Raw genomic sequence first — 17,710 nt, forward strand, 5'->3', positions numbered from 1 at the left:
GCTCACGAGGTCACCGCGTGACCGCCGCGCAGTACGCCGGGTCGTTGGCCAGCAGGTGGCGGTGCGTCCCTTCGGCCGTGACCACCCCGTCGTCCAGGACGAGGACCCGGTCGGCCGCGTCCAGCAGGGCCGGGCTGCTGGTGATGACCACGGTAGTGCGGCCCCGGCGCAGCTCCGCGATCTTGCGGGCGACGAGCTGCTCGGTGACCGCGTCCACGGCGGTGGTCGGGTCGCGCAGCACGAGCACGTCGGAGTCCGCGGCCAGCGCCCGGGCCAGGGAGAGCCGCTGGCGCTGCCCGCCGGAGAGGTTCGAACCGCGGTCGCGGACCTCGTAGTCGAGCCCCTGCCGGTGCAGGGCGACGACATCGGTCAGCATGGACGCCTCGACGGCCTCGGGGACCGTCCGGCTGGTGCCCGACGGGTCGATGTTCGTACGGAGGGTTCCCGCGAAGATCTCCCCGTCGTACGGGTTCACCAGCATGAGCTCGCGGACCGCCTCGACCGACAGGTCCGCGAGGTCCTGCCCGCCGAGCCGCACCGTGCCGCCGTACGCGGTCGGCGGCACGTTCACCGCGAGGATCGAGGCGAGTTCGGCCGCCGCGCGCGGCTGGTAGACCGCGATCGCCGTGAACTGGCCCGCCGGGACGTGGAACTTCAGGCCCTGGAGGGATTCGTACCGGACGCAGTCGATCTCCAGGTCCCCGCCCGGTGCCGGGCGGGCCGTCCCCGGGGCCGCCACCGGCGGGGCGGACAGCACCAGGGCCATCCGCTCCGCCGAAGCGCGGGCCATCATCACGTACTTGGGCATGTCCGAGAACAGCCGGAGCGGCTCCATGATGAACTGCGCCAGGCCCACGGCCATGACGAGCTCGCCGATGCTGATCTGCCCGTCGAAGGCCAGCCAGCCGGCGGTCAGGGTCACCGCGGCGGCGAGGGTGGAGTTCAGGGCCAGCGCGGTGCCCGTGTAGGCGCCGTTCACCTTGGCGACCGTGATCGCCTGCTCCTTGGCCTCCGTGCTGACCTTGCGGTAGGAGCGGAAGGCCGCGTGGTTGCCGCCGAAGCCGTGCAGCGGGCGCAGGCCCGTGATCAGGTCGGCGACCTTCGCACCGGCCCGCGCCACCCGGGCCTGCTGCTCCTGGGTGCTGCTGCCGATCCGCTTCGACATCACGCTGAGGGTCGACAGGATCAGCGCCGTGCCGACCATGACGAGCAGGCCGAGCCGCAGGTCCGCCAGGCTCAGCGCGACCGCCGCGACCAGCACCGCGACCGAGGAGCTGATCAGCATCGGAACGACCTCGACGATGTCGGCGGTCTGGTCGGCGTCCTCGGTGGCGATGGTGAGCACCTCGCCGGACTTCAGGTCCACGTCCCGGGCCACCGGCTGGAGGCCGCAGGACGCGACCCGCACCCTCCAGTGGTGGGCCTCGGTCGTGTTGGCCTTCTGCAGGATGCGCATCCCGTACCGCCACGACAGCGACACCGTCGTGATGATCACGGCCAGCGCGGCGATCGAGAGGGCGAGGGCCGTCAGGCTCCGCCCCTTCATCGTGTGGTCGACGATCAGGCCGAGCGCGATCGGGAAGGCCGTCTCGCCCGCCTGGTACAGGCCCATGAGGACGGTGCCCCAGACCATGGCGCCGACGTTGCGCCGTATGGCGGTCCGGAGGATGTCGGATCCCGCGCGGCGGGATCCGTGGACGTCAGGAGTTGTCATCAAGGTGCCGGGCAATCGCTTCGGGGGTTCGCAGGGTGAGCAGGTCGCGGATGGTGATCGTCGGGCCGAATTCACGGCGCAGGAGGCCGACCAGGCGTACGGCCAGCATGGAGTGTCCTCCGAGGGACACGAAGTCGCTCACGGCGCTCACCTCGTCGTCGTCCAGGTCCAGGGCTTCGGCGAAGAACTCGCAGACCAGGACCTCGGTCTCGGTCTCCGGGCCGCGCTCGCCCGAAGTGGTCAGCGCGCCCAGCGGCCTGGGCTCCGGCAGGGCCTTGGTGTCGGCCTTCCCGTTGACCGTGAGCGGGATGGCGTCGACCTGAGCGTAGTGCGTCGGGCGCATGTAGTCCGGCAGTCCGGTGCCCGCCTCGGCGGCGACCGCCGCCAGGTCGGCGCCGGCCTCCAGTACGAGGTACGCGGCCAGCCGGTAGGCGCCGTCGACCTGCGGGTCGGGCTGGGCGACCGCGGCCGTGAACCGTACCGCCCCGTGCGCGGCGAAGGCGGCCTCCACCTCGCCCAGCTCCACGCGGTGGCCGCGGATCTTGACCTGCTGGTCGGTGCGGCCGAGGTACATCAGGTTCCCGTCCGGCCGGCGGACCACCAGGTCGCCGGTACGGTACATGCGCTCGCCGGGCGCCCCGAACGGGGAGGCCACGAACCGGTGCGCGGTCTGGGCCGGCTGGCCCAGGTACCCGCGGGCGATGCCGATTCCGGAGACGTAGAGCTCACCGGGAACCCCGTCCGGCAGCGGCCGCAGCCACGGGTCCAGGACGAACACCTCGGTGTTGTCGATGGCCACGCCCACCACCGGGTCCTGGCACTCGAAGGTGCCGACGCCCAGGGTGTTGATGGTGTATTCGGTGGGTCCGTACAGGTTGTAGCCGACGGTGCCCTCGGTCTCGGCGAGCCGCTGCCAGAGGGTCGGGGTGACCGCCTCGCCGCCCAGGAGCACCAGCGCGGGGCGCCGGTCCGGGTTGTCGAGGAGGCCTTCGGCCGCCAGCTGCTGCGCGTAGGTCGGGGTCACGTTGATGACGTCGATCCCGTGCTCACGGCAGTAGTCGACCAGGGCGGGTGCGTCGCGGCGCAGTTCCTCGTCGCAGATGTGCACCTCGTGGCCGTCGGCGAGCCACAAGAGCTCCTCCCACGACATGTCGAAGGCGAAGGACACGGTGTGCGCGATCTTGAAGATCCGGTTGCCGTGCTCCGCCAGCACCGGTTCGAAGATGCGGCGCTGGTGGTTGATCAGCATGTTGGTGAGGCCGGCGTACTCGGTCACGACGCCCTTGGGCTTGCCCGTCGAACCGGAGGTGTAGATCGTGTACGCCGGGTACCGCAGCCGGTTGGCGTCCTGCGGCGCGAACGTCACGAACGGCTCGGCCTCCGGGAGGGGCCGGTCCAGCTCGATCAGGTCGCCGGTTTCGATCAGGTCGCCGGTCAGCCGGGGCGAGACGGCGCTGACGGTGAGGATCACCTCGGGCCGGGCGTCCGCGACGATCGTGGCGATCCGCTCGTCCGGGTGGTCCAGCTCCAGCGGTACGTACGCGGCTCCGGTGCGCAGTACGGCGAACAGCGCGACGATCCAGTCCAGTGTGCGCGGGATCGCCAGGCCCACCGTCTTCTCCGGGCCGATGCCGCGCCCGGCGAGCACCCCCGCCAGCAGGCGGCTGCGGTCACGGAGTTCGGCGAAGGTCATGCTCCGGCCGTGCGCGACGAGCGCGACCCGGTCGGGTGCGCGGTCCGCCGCCCGGTCGAAGCGGTCGACCACCGTGTCGGTGCCGATGTCCGTGCGGTCGGCGGGTGCGGGCACCGGTCCGAGGCCGGGCAGCGCGCCCACCGGTCCGGTGGAGCGGGCCAGGTCCTGGAGCAGGCCGACGTAGTCGTCGAGGAGGCGGCGGGCGCCGTCGGAGTCGCCGTGGCGGTGCTCCAGCTTGACGGTGAGCCGGTCGCCGGGGGTGACGACCCAGGTGAACGGGTAGTGGGTGGAGTCGTCCGACTTCACCTCGGTGATGCCGTGGCGGGCGTTCATCTCGGCCAGCCCGTCCAGGTCCAGGAAGTTCTGGAGCACGAACAGGTTGTCGAAGAGGGTGTCGTGGCCGCTGGCCCGCTGGATCTCGCCGAGCCCCAGGTGCTCGTGCTCCATCGCGTCGACCCGGGCCGCCTGTACGGAGGCCAGGTACTCCGCGACCGAGTCCTCGGGCCGGGCCCGCGTCCACATGGGCACGGTGTTGAGGAGCACGCCGACGATGTCGGACAGGTTCTCGCCCTCGCGGCCGGAGACGGTCACGCCGAACACGGCGTCGCTGCGGCCGGTGTGGGCGCCGAGCAGCAGGCCGAAGGCTCCCGTGAGGACCGAGTTGAGGGTGACTCCGTGCGCCCTGGCCGTCTCCCGCAGCAGCTGCGACTGTTCGGCGGTCAGGGTGTGCAGCAGCGCGGGCGGCAGCTCGTCCGAGAGGGACGGCGCCGGGCCGGCGAGCAGCGTCGGGCCGGAGAGACCGGTCAGGTGCTCGGCCCAGAACCGCTCCGAGACGGCCGGGTCCTTGGCGGCGAGCGATCGGGCGTGGTCCTCGAAGCCCGGCACGGCCGGGGCCGTGGACGGCTGCTCACCGTCGAGCAGGGCCCGGTAGGCCTCGAACAGGTCGCGGAGCACGATCGCGCGGGACCAGCCGTCCCACAGCAGCAGGTGGTAGCTGAGGAGCAGTCCGTCACGGCCGTCGGGCAGCCGGATCACGGTCAGCCGGATCAGCGGCGGCTCGGCCGGGTCGAAGCCGGTGTTGCGGTCACGGACGCGCAGGGCTTCGACTTCCTCCTCGGTCGACAGCTCGACCGTGTGGACGCCGACCCGGCGGCCCGCCTTGAGGATCTGGACCGGGTTGCCGTCCTCGTCGGTGGTGAAGCCGGCGCCGACGACCGGGTGCCGGGCCATGACCACGGCCATGGCCTCGGTCAGCGCCTCGGTGTCGAGGCGGTGGTCGAGGGCGAAGTAGCTCTGCGCGACGTAGTGCCCGGCCGTGCCCGCCAGCTGGGCCTGGAAGAACAGGCCCCGCTGCAGGGCGGTGACCGGCGCCGTGCGCTCGGCCGTCACGGAGGCATCCGCGAGGGTTTCCAGGGCGTGCAGCCAGTGCGCGGTGATCTCGTCGGGGATCTCCTCGGCGAGGGTGAAGGTCGCGTGCAGGCTGCCGGTGGCCGCGTCGGTCCAGGCGTTGACCTCGACGGCGTACGGGCTGCCCTGGTCGCCGCCGGTGATGTGCAGGGCACGGGACTCGCTGCCCCGGCCGAGGTAGTTGAAGAGCACCTGCGGGCGGGCGGTCAGCAGCGGGGCCGTCTGCGGGTTGAGGTAGCGCAGCCGGCCGTAGGCGAGGTGCCCGGACTCGTCGGGCTGCCGCTCGGCGAGTTCGCGGGCCGCCGCGACGGGGTCGGTGTGCGCGGTGAGCCGGACGGGCGCGATGGCGGTGAACCAGCCGACCGTACGGGTGTAGTCGTGGTGCTCCAGTACGGACACCCGGCCGTGCCGCTCCAGCTCGATCGCGAGATCGGTGGGCGCCGGCTGGATCCGCGTCAGGGCGGTGCGCAGGGCGCCGCACAGCAGCTCGGTCAGGGCGACGCCGAGGGCCGCGGGGGCGGTGCGCGTCACCCGGTCGCTGGCCTCGGGGCCGAGGACCACGGTGGTGTCGCGCAGCGCGCCGGACGCGGGCAGCAGCGGGGGCGCCTGGAGGGTGTCGACCCAGTGCCCGAGGTCGTCGGCGCCGGCGGCGGACCGCAGGGTCAGCGCGTCGGCGTACTCGGCGTAGGAGGTGGTCGCCGGTGCGAGGGTCTCCCCGCGCAGGGCGGCGGCCAGGTCGTCCAGCAGGATCAGCCAGGACACCGAGTCGACCGCGATGTGGTGCACGGTGACCACCAGGGTGCCGGTCGCCGCGAGCCAGGTGAAGGCGGCGACCTCCCCGGTCCCGGGGTCGAGCCGTCCGGCGGCCTCGTTCGCGGCGACCGTGGCGTCGGCCGTGTCCGCGCGGACGACGGTGGCCCCGCGGGCGGGTTCGGTGCGCAGGGTCCACACGCCGTGCCCGGTGTTCAGGCGCATCCGCAGGGCCGGGTGGGCGGCCAGTACGGCGGTGGCGGCGCGCTCGATGTCGGCGAAGGCGGCGCCTTCGGCCACGTCCACGGTCCTGGCCTGGGCGAACCGGTCGAGTGAGCCGCCCAGTTCGCGCTGGCGCAGGATGATCGGCGTGGGCGCGAGCGGGCCGTCCTCACGGCGCGCGGGGACCGCGGCGGTGGCCGGGGTCTGCGGCGCACGCGTGCCCAGGAGCTCCACGAGGGCGCGCGGCGTCTTCAGGAGGAACACGTCGCGGGGTGCGATCGGCAGGCCGAGCGCCCGGGCGCGGTTGACCACGGTGATGGCGACGATGCTGTCGCCGCCGGCTCCGAAGAAGTCGGTGTCGGCGTCGGCGGCCGGGTGGGACAGGGTGTCGGCGAAGATGCCGATCAGCGAGGCGAGCTGCGAACCGCCGCTCGCGCCGCCGGCCACCGGGGTGTCGTCCTGCGCGGCCGCCGCGATCAGGGCCTTGCGGTCCAGCTTGCCGTTGACGGTCAGCGGCAGGGCGTCCACGGTCAGGACCCGGCCCGGCACCATGTGCACGGGCAGCTTCTCGGCGAGGAGGGCGGAGAGTTCGCCGGGTACCCGGCCCACGACGTGCGCGACCAGGTGGTCGCCGCTGCCGGCCACGGTGACGGCCACGTCGACGACGCCGTCGAGGTCGCGCAGCGCGGACTCGACCTCGCCGAGCTCGATGCGGAAGCCCTTGAGCTGCACCTGGTCGTCGGCGCGGCCGGTGAACTCCAGCTCCCCGTCGAGGGTGCGGACGGCCAGGTCGCCCGTGTGGTACATCCGGGAGCCGTCGTTCGCGAACGGGTTCGCGACGAACCGGCCCGCGGTGAGGCCCGGCCGCCCGAGGTAGCCGAGGGAGACCTGGTCTCCGGCCACGTAGATGGCGCCCACCTGCCCCGGCGGCACCGGCCGGAGCCGGTCGTCGAGCAGGTGGGTGGTCAGGCCCGGGATGGGTCCGCCGATGGGGCTCACGTCGTCGCCGAAGGCGAAGTCCTCGTCGGTCAGCACCCGGTGGGTCACGTGGACCGTGGTCTCGGTGATCCCGTACATGTTGACGAGCTCGGGCGAGGCGGCGCCGTGCCGCTCGACCCAGCCGCGCAGCCGGCCGAGGTCCAGGGCCTCGCCGCCGAAGATGACGCGGCGCAGGGCGGGGAGCGGCCGGTCGGCGTGCCGGTCGGCCTCGACGAACTGGTAGAAGGCCGAAGGCGTCTGGTTGAGCACGGTCACGCCGCGCTCGCGGACCAGCCGGTGGAAGTCGACCGGGGAGCGGGTCAGGCCGTAGTCGGGGACGAGTAGCTCGCCGCCGTGCGCCAGGGCGCCCCACAGCTCCCAGACCGCGAAGTCGAAGGAGTAGGAGTGGAACTGGACCCAGACGTCGTCGGGGCCGAAGTCCATGTCGGGCTGGGTGTTGGCGAGCAGCGCCACCACGCTGGAGTGCGGGACGACGACGCCCTTGGGCTTGCCGGTCGACCCGGAGGTGTAGATCACGTACGCGGGGTCGTGCCAGCTAACCTCGGGCGCCGCAGCCGCGTCCCCGGCAGCGGTCTCGGGCGCCGGCTCGTCGCCCTGTACGAGGACGCGTGCGGCGACTCCCGCCCGCTCCAGCAGCTCCGTGAAGCGCTCGCGCTGACCGGGGTCCACGAGGACGGCCTGCGGGGCGGCGTCCGCGAGGACGTACTCCAGCCGGTCGTCCGGGTAGGCCATGTCGAGCGGTACGTACGCGCCGCCCGCGCTGACGATCGCGACCAGGGCGACGATCTGCTCGATGGTGCGCGGGACGGCCACGGCGACGCGCCGGCCCGGCCGGACACCGGCCGTGCGCAGGGCGGCGGCCAGTTCGTTCTTCGCGTCGGCGAGTTCGCCGTAGGTCAGCGAGCGGGTGGTGCCGTCGAGCGCGCACTGGGTGACGGCGGTGGCCGCCGGGTCCCGGTCGGCCGCGGCGTCGAAGAGTGCGCCGAGGGTGGTCGGGGTGATCCGTGCGGGGCTCCTGCCGCCCTCGGGCGCCAGGTCGGCGACCGGGGCGTCCGGCCGGGTGAGCAGCGCGGTGAGGGTGTGCGTGAACCGGTTCAGGATGTCGCGGGCGGTGCTCTCGCGGAGCAGTTCGCCGTCGTAGATCAGGTTGAAGCGCGGGCGTCCGTCGAGGGCCCGCTCCACGACCAGGGTCAGCGGGTAGTGCGGGGCTCCCTCGTTGACGAGGCCGGTGACGGCCAGGGTGTCGCCGGTGCGGCGCAGGGCGGCCACGTCGGTGGCCACGTCGAACACCACGAGCGTGTCGAAGAGGGAGCCGACGCCGGCGAGGCGGCCGATCCGGGCCAGCGAGACGTGCTGGTGCGGCAGGACCGCGCCCTGGTGCTCGCGTACGGAGGCGAGCAGTTCGCCCGCCGTGGTGCCGGCGGCCCACCGTGCACGCAGCGGGACGGTGTTGATGAACAGGCCGACCATGTCCTCGATGCCGGGGACGTCCGCGTCGCGGCCGGAGACCGTGGATCCGAAGACCACGTCGTCGGAGTGCAGGATCCCGCCCAGGGTCACCGCCCAGGCGCTGTGCACGGCCACGCTCAGCGGTACGCCGGCCGAGCGGACGGCGGCGTCGATGTCGAGCCCCGGTTCCACGGAGGTGTCGGCGAACCGGTCGGACGGGGTGTGCTGCCTGGCCACCAGCGAGGGGCCGGGCAGCTCGGCGAGTTCGGCGCCCCACACGCGGTCGCTCTCGTCGGCGTCGCGCTCGGCGAGCCAGCCGACGTAGTCGGGGAAGCCGCTCAGCGGGTAGGTGCTGCCCGGCGCGTGGTACTCCGCGAGCAGCGCGCGCAGCATCGGGGGCACCGACCAGCCGTCGGCGATGATGTGGTGGACGGTCTGCACGAGGACGTCGCGGCCGGATTCCGGGTCGCGGACCAGGGTGAACCGCATCAGCGGGCCGGTGGCCAGATCGAATCCGGCGCGGCGGTCCCGCTCGGCGAGTTCGTGGAGCTCCGCGTCGGTGATGCCGGGCCGCTCCAGGGTGGTGAAGGGGGCCTCGGCGCCGGTTTCCAGTACGGAGACGACGCGGCCGTCGGCGAGGGCCGTGAACCGCGCGGCCAGGTTCGGGTACAGGGTGAGCAGGCGGGTGGCGGCGGTGGCGAGGCGGGCGGGGTCGAGCTCGCCCTCCAGCGTCAGCAGCTGCTGTTCGACGTAGCTGCCGGCGGAGTCGTCGTCGAAGACCGAGTGGAAGTACAGGCCTTCCTGCAGCGGGGTCAGCGGCAGGACGGCGCGCAGCGCGGGGCCGTCCAGGGCGTCTACGTCGGCCTGGGCCAGCCGTACCAGCGGGAAGTCGCTGGGCGAGTGGCCGCCTTCTTCGAGCGCGGCCAGGGCGGTGAGTGCCGCCTGGAAGTACCCGCCGATCGCCTCGATGTCCTCGTCGGTGAACATCCCGTCGGGCCAGGAGACGGTGGTGACGAGCTCGTACTCGCCGGTGGCGGAGGGTTCGGCGATCGCGTTGAACTCCAGGGCGCGCGGCAGGCGCATCCGCGGGTCGCGCTTCTCGCCGAGCTGTCCGGTGGTGCCGGAGAGCTGCCAGTCCCCCGACGCGCCCGCGTCGAAGCGGCCCAGGTAGTTGAAGAGGATCTGGGGTGCCGGCGCGGTGAAGGCGGCGTCGGACAGGTAGCGCAGGGCGCCGTAGGAGACGCCGTTGCTCGGTACGCGGGCCAGGTCTTCCTTGACCGCCTTGAGGGCGGCGGCGAGGTAGCGGGGGTCGGTGAAGTCGCCGGTGGTGCCGGGGTCCACGGTCACCGGGAACAGCGTCGTGAACCAGCCGATGGTGCGCGACAGTTCCGGCTCGACGCCGGCGGCACCCGCCACGTGGCGGCCTTCGCGGCCGTGGCCCTCCAGCTCGATGTGCGCGAAGGTCTGCTCCTGGCCGCGGCCGCGCCGCCAGCGGGCGAGGGTGACGGCGAGCGCGGTCAGCAGGACGTCGTTGACGCCCGCGTGGAACTTCGCGGGGATCTCGCCCAGCAGTGCGGCCGTGGGCTCGGAGCCGACGGTGAAGACCCGGGTCCGCTCCCGCTCGACCGTGTCGGCCCCGGACGGGGCGCGCCTGCCGAGCGGCGCGTCGGGGCCCGGCAGGGGGCGTTCGAAGTAGGCGCGGTCCGCGTCGAATTCGGCGTTTTCCAGGAGCTGGGTCCAGCGGCGGAACGAGGTTCCCACCGCGGGGAGTTCGATGGCCTCACCGGCGGTGAACTGGCGCCATGCCGTGGCCAGGTCCTCCATCAGGACCCGCCAGGACACGCCGTCGACCACCACGTGGTGGGCGACGAGGACCAGTTGGCGGGCCTCGCGGCGCCAGACGGCCCGCAGCATCACGCCGTTGTCCGGGTCCAGTCCTTCGGTTGCGAGGGCGACGCACGCGTCGAGCGGCCCGTCGCTCTCCTGCCAGTCGGCGGTGGCCCCGTGGGCCTCCGGTATGTCGAAGCTCCAGCGGTCCCCGCGGACGAGCCGGGCGCGCAGCATGTCGTGCCGGGTGACGACGGAGTCGAGGATCGGGCCGAGGGCGTCGGCGGTGAGGTCCGCCGGGGTGTTCAGTACGACCGCCTGGACGAAGCCGTCGACGGCGTCCGTGGTCCGGCCGAGCCACTGGACGATGGGCGATCCCGGTACGGGACCGGTCGCGACGTCGGCGTGGTCCACCCGGGCGGCGTCCTCGCGGCCGGCCACGGCCGCCAGGGCGCCCAGGACGCTGTTGGCGAAGATCTGTCCGGCGGTGACGTAGAGGCCCGCCGCGCGCAGGGCGCTGAGCAGCGAGATGGCGAGGATGCTGTCTCCGCCGAGCTGGAAGAAGTCCTGGTCGACGCCGACTTCCTCCAGTCGCAGCACGGAGGCGACGGCCGCGCAGACCGCGCGCTCCTCGTCGGTGGAGGGCCGTACGAACGTCCCGGTCACGACCTCGGGTTCGGGCAGGGCGCGCCGGTCGAGCTTGCCGTTCGCGGTGAGCGGGAACTCGGTCATCACGACGATGTGGGCGGGCACCATGTACTCGACCATGTGCTCGGTGGCCCAGGCCTTGACCTCGTCGGCCCGCAGCTCCGCGGCTCCGGCGGCCGGGATCACGTAGCCGACGAGGTAGGTGCCGCCCGCGCTGTTCTTCTTCGCGATGACGCAGGTGTGCCGTACCTCGGGGTGCTCCGCGAGGCCGGCCTCGACGTCCTCCAGTTCGAGGCGCATGCCGCGGACCTTGACCTGGTTGTCGGCGCGGCCGAGGAAGTCCAGGGAGCCGTCGGGGGCGAACCGGGCGAGGTCGCCGGTGCGGTAGAGGCGGGAGCCGTCGCCTGCGAACGGGTTCGCCACGAAGCGGGACGCGGTCAGTGCGGGTGCGTTCACGTACCCGCGGCCCAGGAGGAAGCCGCCGACGTAGAGCTCGCCGCCGACGCCGACCGGGACCGGGCGCAGTTCGTCGTCGAGGACGTACAGCTGGGTGTTGGGGTTGGCCTTGCCGATCGAGGTCGACAGGCGTTCGGCCTCGCCCCGGTAGATGACGTGGGAGACGCCGATGGTCGTCTCGGCCGGGCCGTAGCCGTGGTACATGGGGATGTCGAGCCGGGTGCGGTAGCGCTCGTACAGCTCGGGGGTGAGCACCTCGCCGCCGCACCACACGTGGCGCAGGCTGTCGAGGCGGTCGGAGTCGCCGGCCATCTCCAGCAGGACGTCCAGCATGGAGGAGACGAGGTAGGTGAAGGTGACGCGGTGCTCGGCGATCACGGCGAGCAGGTGGTGCGGGTCGCGTTCGCCGCCGGGCCGCAGGACCACGAGGCGGCCGCCGCACACCAGCGGGAGGAAGATCTCGTTGATGGATATGTCGAAGGACAGGGGCGCCTTGAACAGCGAGGCGTCGTCGTGGCCGAAGCCGAGGATCTCGTTGACCTGCCACAGCAGGCGCTCGCTGATCGCCTCGTGCCGGATCATCGCGCCCTTGGGGCGGCCGGTGGAACCGGACGTGAAGATCACGTAGGCGAGGGAGTTGCCGTGCGCGGTGATTCCGGTGTCCCCGGCGGGCTGGTCGGCGTACCGCCAGTCGTCGAGGTCGACGGCCACGGCGGCCGGTTCCGCGGGGTCGTGTGCGCCGGAGTCGTTCAGCTGCACCACGACCCGCGCGTCGTCGATGACGACGGCGCGGCGCGCGGCGGGCCACTGGGGGTCGAGCGGGACGAAGGCGCAGCCGGCCTGGAGCACGCCGAGCAGGCCGATGACCATGTCGGCGGAGCGGCCCAGCGAGATGCCCACGACCTGCTCGGAGCCGAGTCCGCGGCCGATCAGGTGGTGGGCCAGCTGCGCGGACAGCTCCGCCGCCTGGCGGTAGGTCAGCGAGCGGTGTTCGTCGATGATGGCGACCGCGTCCGGCCTGAGCCTCGCCTGCTCGCGGAACATCTCCACGATGGTCGGCCGGACCCGGTCGGCCGCGTTGTCGTTCCACCCGGCGAGGGTTCCCAGTCGCTCCGCCACGCCGGTCGGGCTGATGGTGCCGATGGGCCGGTCGGGGAAGTCCGCCAGGTCGTCCAGCGCGAGCTGGGCGTCGGACTGCCGGACGCTCCCGGGGACCGCGATGGCCCAGCCGTCCGGAGCGGCCTCGCCGGTCTCCCAGCCACCGGGCGCGCGTCCGCCGTTGTCGACCCATCCCAGGACGTCCGCGAAGAGCGTGCCGGGGGTCAGGTCGATTCCGTCGGGGCTGACGCCCGTCGCCCAGTACGACAGTCCGATGGCACAGGCCTCGGCGATGGTCCGGTCGGAGTATCCGCCGGTACGCCGGCGCACGTCTGCCAGGCGCGTAGGAGAGATCAGCACGAGACGAGCGCTCGGTTCCATCATTTGAAGACTCAACACCCTTCCAAGGTACGAAGGCTAGCCTAACCTAAATTAGGGTGACCTAACTAGCGTCTCTCCAGGCCCGCCAGAGTCGCGCGTAGCGGCCGCCCAGGGCCACCAACTCCTCGTGCGTGCCCAGCTCCACGACGCGTCCCGCATCCAGCACGGCGATCCGGTCGGCCGCCACCGCCTGGGTCAGCCGGTGGGCCACGAAGAGCGTGGTCCGCCCGGCGCAGGCCGCCAGTACGGCCCGTTCCAGCTCGGCGGCGCCTTCGCTGCCCGCCTCCGCGGTCGACTCGTCGAGCACCACCACGGGTGCCCGGCCCAGCACCAGCCGGGCCAGGGCGACTTGGGCCACCTTGGTGCCGTCGAGCCGCGCACCGCCCTCGCCGACCTCGGTGTCCAGGCCCTCGGGCAGCGCCTCGACCCACTCGGCCGCCCCTACGGTGCCCAGCGCGGCCAGCAGTTCGGCGTCGGTCGCCTCCGGCGCGGCCAGTCGCAGGTCGTCGGCGAGCGGCCCGGAGAACACGTGCGTCTCCTGGGTCAGGATGCTCACCAGCGCCCTCGCCCCGGCCTCGTCCAGATCGGTGAGGTCGGTCGGCCCGATCCGCACCGAACCGGCCTCCGGGGTCCCGATGCCGGCGATGAGCGCGGCCAGGGTCGTCTTGCCGGCGCCCGTCGCGCCCACCAGGGCCAGTGAGCCGCCCGCCGGGATCGTCAGGCTGACGTCGCTCAGGACCGGCTCATCGGATCCGGGGTAACGGAACGTCAGCCCCTTCACCGTCACCGGGTACGGCTCCACGTCCGCCGGAGCGGCGGTCGCATCACCCACGAGCCGGTCCTGCGTGGACTCCCCCAGCACCCCGACGAGCCGGGTCAGGCTCGCGCCCGACTTCTGGGCCTCGTCGAAGGTGAACATGATCGCGCCCAGCGGGGTGAACAGGCGGTGGAACACCAGCGGCGCGGCCGCCACTTCACCGAGGCTTGCGGAGCCGGTCTCCAGCAGGGCGTAGCCCACCACGAGGATCAGGACCAGGCCGATGAACTCCGCCCGGTTCTCCCGGCCGACGAACCGGCCGAAGAAGTGGAACACCTCGATGCCGAGGTCCCGTACCCGTCGCGAATCCTCGGAGACCTTCTCGCGGAAGGCCTCCTCCAGCCGGTGCGCCCGTACCGTCTCGATGCCGTTGAGGCCGCTGATCAGCGCCTGCGCGCGCTCGGCCTGGGCCACTGCGCGCTTGCGGTAGAGCGGGGCGGAGCGGGGCAAGTACCAGCGCAGGGCCAGCGCGTAGGCCGGCAGGGCGCAGGCGCCGGCCAGGCCGAGTCGCCAGTCGAGGCCGAACATGCCGATCGTGGCGATGGTCACCAGCACCCCCGCGGAGAACACCGTGGGGATGGCCGACCGGATGCCCTTGGACAGGACGGCGACGTCGTCGCCGACCCGGGAGAGCACGTCGCCGCGGCCCACCTGCTCGACCCGGGCGCTGGGCATGCCCAGCACGGCCCGTACGGCGCCTTCGCGCAGGTGCGCGAGCAGGTCGGCGCCGAGCCGCCCGATCAGGTAGGCGGACAGGGCGGTGGCCGCCGCGCCGAGGAGCGCGGCGGCCACCATCCAGGCCCCGATCGTGACCAGGACCGAACGCGGTTCGCCCCCGGTCACCGCGTCGACCACCCGGCCGAGCAACAGGACGGGGAGCATTTGGAGAGCCGCCCCGGCGACCGTGCTGAGTACGGCGCCGGACGTCAGCCAGGGCATCGTGCGGCAGTTGGCCGCCACCCATCGGGCCGCTTCACGTCCGGTCGTCGTACGCAGGGTTGCCGGGGCGACCCGAATTTCCGTGGTGCTCACACCTAGCCGACCGACTTGACGAGCTCGTCGATGGCGAAGGGCAGGGCGGGCAGGGTGGCCTGCGACATGGCCGCGCCGGCCGCCGGGCCCTCGCTGTCGAGCAGGTAGGACACCTTGTTGTTCTTGACGACCTTCAGGTTGGCGAAGAGCTCGGACTTCTTCATCGCGTCCGTGTCGGCCTTGTCGTTGATGACGAAGACGCGGTCGACGTCGATGAGGTCCATGCGCTCCGGCGAGAGGGCGAAGGAGAACTTGCCGTCCGAGATCTTGTCGAGCTCGGTCTGGCCCTTGAAGCCCATGCCGGTCAGGAGCTGGCCGCGCACGTCGGTGGTGGTGAAGGGGTTGACCGCGTCCTTGTACCAGGACACCGCGACGGCCGTCTGGGTGGCGAACTCGGGGTGCGCCTTCTTGACCGCGGCGAGCTTGTCCTGGATGCCCTGGACCATCGCCTTGCCCTCGGCCTCCTTGCCGACCGCCTTGGCGACCTGGAGGGCGTTGTCCGACCACGGAGCGCTGAAGGGCTCCTTCTCGGCCTTGGTGCGGCCGACCGTCGGGGCGATCTTCGACAGCTTGTCGTAGGCGGCCTGGTCGACCTCGGAGTACACCGCGATGATCAGGTCGGGGCGCAGGGCCGCGATCTTCTCGAAGTTGGGGCCGGCGTCACCGTTGTTCATGATGACCTCGGGCTTGGTCTCGCCCCACTTGTCCTTCACCCAGGGCCACTGGGTGTTGATGTCGGGGCTCTGACCCGCCGGGTTCGGGTACTGGTCGACCATGCCGACCGGCTTGATGCCGAACGCGAGGACGTTCTGGTCGTCGGTGTAGCCGACGGTGACGACGCGCTGCGGGGCCTTCTTGACCTCGGTGGAGCCGAAGAAGTGCTCGACGGTGACCGGGAACGCACCATTGGCGGCAGGAGACTTGGCGGTGCCTTCCTTCTTGTCCTTGCCGTTGGTGTCGGCCTTCTCGGAGCCGCAGCCGGCAAGGACGCCTACGCCGAGGGCCGCTGCGGACACGGTCGCCGCCAGCTTCAGCCAGGGCTTGTTGCGTGTCGTTCGGTCGAGGAGCATTGCGGGATCCCTTGCTTTCGTACTGTCCACTGCAGCCCCACTTAGGGCAGGCAAACCGTACCCCGGTGAAGTGAGGTAAGCCTAGCCTAAGTGATAACGCTCTGGTTTCAGCTGCCCGCACTCTGGACGTGGGTCCGCCCGATCGGCACGACGAGGGGCCGGTCACCCACCGGATCGTCAATCACCATGGCACGCAGGCCGAATGCCTCGAGCAGCAACTCGGCGGTCAGCACCTCGCGCGGGTGACCCTGCGCCAGGACCGAACCGGCCTTCATCACGATCAGGTTGTCGCTGTAGCGCGCGGCCAGGTTGAGGTCGTGCAGCACCATCACCACGGTGCATCCCGACTCGTGCAGGTCGTCGACCAGGTCGAGCACGTCGACGGCGTGCGCCAGGTCCAGATAGGTCGTGGGCTCGTCGAGCAGCAGCAGATCCGTGCCCTGAGCGAGGGTCATGGATATCCACACGCGTTGACGCTGGCCCCCGGAGAGCGCGTCGACGGGACGGTCGGCCAGGTCGGCCACCCCCGTCATGGCCAGCGCGCGTTCCACGACGGAGGCGTCGTCCGAGGACCACTGGCGCAGCCAGCTCTGATGTGGATGCCGGCCCCTGGCGACCAAGTCGGCCACGGTCAGGCCCTCCGGCGCGACCGGCGCCTGGGGCAGCAGTCCGAGCTTCTTCGCCACGTCCCTGGTCCGCAGCCGGGCGATGTCCTCGCCGTCAAGCACGACCGATCCGCTGGTCGGCTTGAGGAGCCGCGACAGGGTCCGCAACAGGGTGGACTTGCCGCACCCGTTGGGGCCGATGATCGTGGTCACCACCCCCGGCGGGATCGCCACGTCGAGGGAGTCGATGACGGTCCGGTCGCCGTATCCGACCGTGACGCCCCTGGCCGCCAGCCGCGGGACGGCATCGGCCCCGGACTCGGTCTCGGTGATGGACTGAGCGACCACGACTCCCCCTTTATTTAGGCTTGCCTAACCTTTCTATCACCTAGGGCCTGTCGTCAAATTCCCGTCGTCGCCCGAAGGGCGGCCCGCCGCGGGGCAGGCGGGAATTTGACGACAGGCCTTAGCGGCGGTTCGCCCGCACCAGGAGGTAGATGAGGAAGGGGCCGCCGATGGCGGCGGTGACCACGCCGACCGGCAGGGCGATCGGCAGCGCCGTACGGGCGACCAGGTCCGAGCCGATCAGCAGCAGCGCCCCGACCACGGCGGACGCCACCAACGGCGGCGTCGGGGACTTCGTCAGACGGAGCGCCACCTGCGGCGCCACCATGGCGACGAACGGGACCGGTCCGGCGGCGCTCACCGCGAAGCCGGCCAGGAGCACCGCGCACAGCAGCAGGACGGCCCGTACCAGCGAGAACCGGACGCCGAGGCCGGCGGCCACGTCGTCGCCGAAGTGCAGCGGCTTGAACTGGAAGGCGACGCACGCCACGACCACCGCGAGGGCGAGCGTGCCCCACAGGGCCACCCCCACCTCGTCCCACGAGCGGTTGTCCAGGGAGCCGACCAGCCACGCCTGGGCCCGCGCCACGTCCCTGATGTCGGCGGTGACCAGCAGCCAGGTCGTGATCGCCTCCATCACGGCGCTCACGGAGAGGCCGATCAGGATGAGCCGGAAGCCGTCGACCCCGCGCCGCCACGCCAGGAAGTACACCAGCAGCCCCGTGCCGAGGCCTCCCGCGAGCGCCGCCCCGGACAGCCCCACGGAGCCGACGACCGCGGCCGTGGCCCCGCCCGACACCGTCACCAGGCACACCGCGACCGCGCTGGCGCCTCCGGTGATCCCGAGGATGTCCGGACTGGCCAGCGGATTGCGGGCGATGGACTGGGTGATCGCCCCGGACATGCCCAGCGCGATGCCCACGACGAGCCCGGCCAGGGCCCGCGGCATGCGCAGGTCCATGATCACGAACTGGTCGACCTGCTCGCCGCCGCCGAAGAGGGTGGCCACCACCTGCGACAGCCCGAGGGGGAAGTCCCCCACGGCGATGGACAGGCAGAACAGCAGGAAGGCCGCCGCCGTCAGCAGCAGCGTGACCAGCACGATCCTGGGCCGCCAGACGAACGACATGCCGCCGAGCCGCACACCGGGCGCCACCGAGGGCTTCCCGGCGGGCTTCACCACTGTCACGTCCATGT

General features: G+C 72.2%; 6 protein-coding genes. All 6 read right to left on the minus strand.

Annotated elements, in window-relative coordinates; all coding sequences use genetic code 11:
- Positions 1-10: 10 nt before the first annotated feature.
- The gene (locus OHA37_RS08825) at positions 11-1,714 is read right to left on the minus strand and encodes an ABC transporter ATP-binding protein (RefSeq protein WP_266903783.1); all 1,704 of its coding nucleotides are present in this window, start codon (positions 1,712-1,714) and stop codon (positions 11-13) included.
- On the minus strand, positions 1,701-12,647 hold the full coding sequence (locus tag OHA37_RS08830) for a non-ribosomal peptide synthetase (protein ID WP_266903784.1): 10,947 nt from the start codon (positions 12,645-12,647) through the stop codon (positions 1,701-1,703). Before OHA37_RS08830 ends, OHA37_RS08825 begins: the two co-directional genes overlap by 14 nt.
- Positions 12,648-12,705: 58 nt before the next feature.
- Entirely contained in the window at positions 12,706-14,493 is a 1,788-nt protein-coding gene (locus tag OHA37_RS08835) for an ABC transporter ATP-binding protein (RefSeq protein ID WP_266903785.1), read from the minus strand.
- Between the two features lie 2 nt (positions 14,494-14,495).
- Positions 14,496-15,563: an iron-siderophore ABC transporter substrate-binding protein gene (locus OHA37_RS08840; protein ID WP_266903786.1), complete on the minus strand. Its 1,068-nt coding sequence runs from the start codon at positions 15,561-15,563 to the stop codon at positions 14,496-14,498.
- Positions 15,564-15,670: 107 nt separating this feature from the next.
- Positions 15,671-16,516, minus strand: coding sequence for an ABC transporter ATP-binding protein (locus tag OHA37_RS08845; RefSeq protein ID WP_266903787.1), 846 nt, complete (start codon positions 16,514-16,516; stop codon positions 15,671-15,673).
- Between the two features lie 118 nt (positions 16,517-16,634).
- Positions 16,635-17,708, minus strand: a complete 1,074-nt coding sequence (locus OHA37_RS08850) for a FecCD family ABC transporter permease (RefSeq protein ID WP_266903788.1) — start codon at positions 17,706-17,708, stop codon at positions 16,635-16,637.
- Between the last annotated feature and the right edge of the window lie 2 nt (positions 17,709-17,710).

The organism is Streptomyces sp. NBC_00335, from assembly GCF_036127095.1.
Classification (GTDB): Bacteria; Actinomycetota; Actinomycetes; order Streptomycetales; family Streptomycetaceae; genus Streptomyces.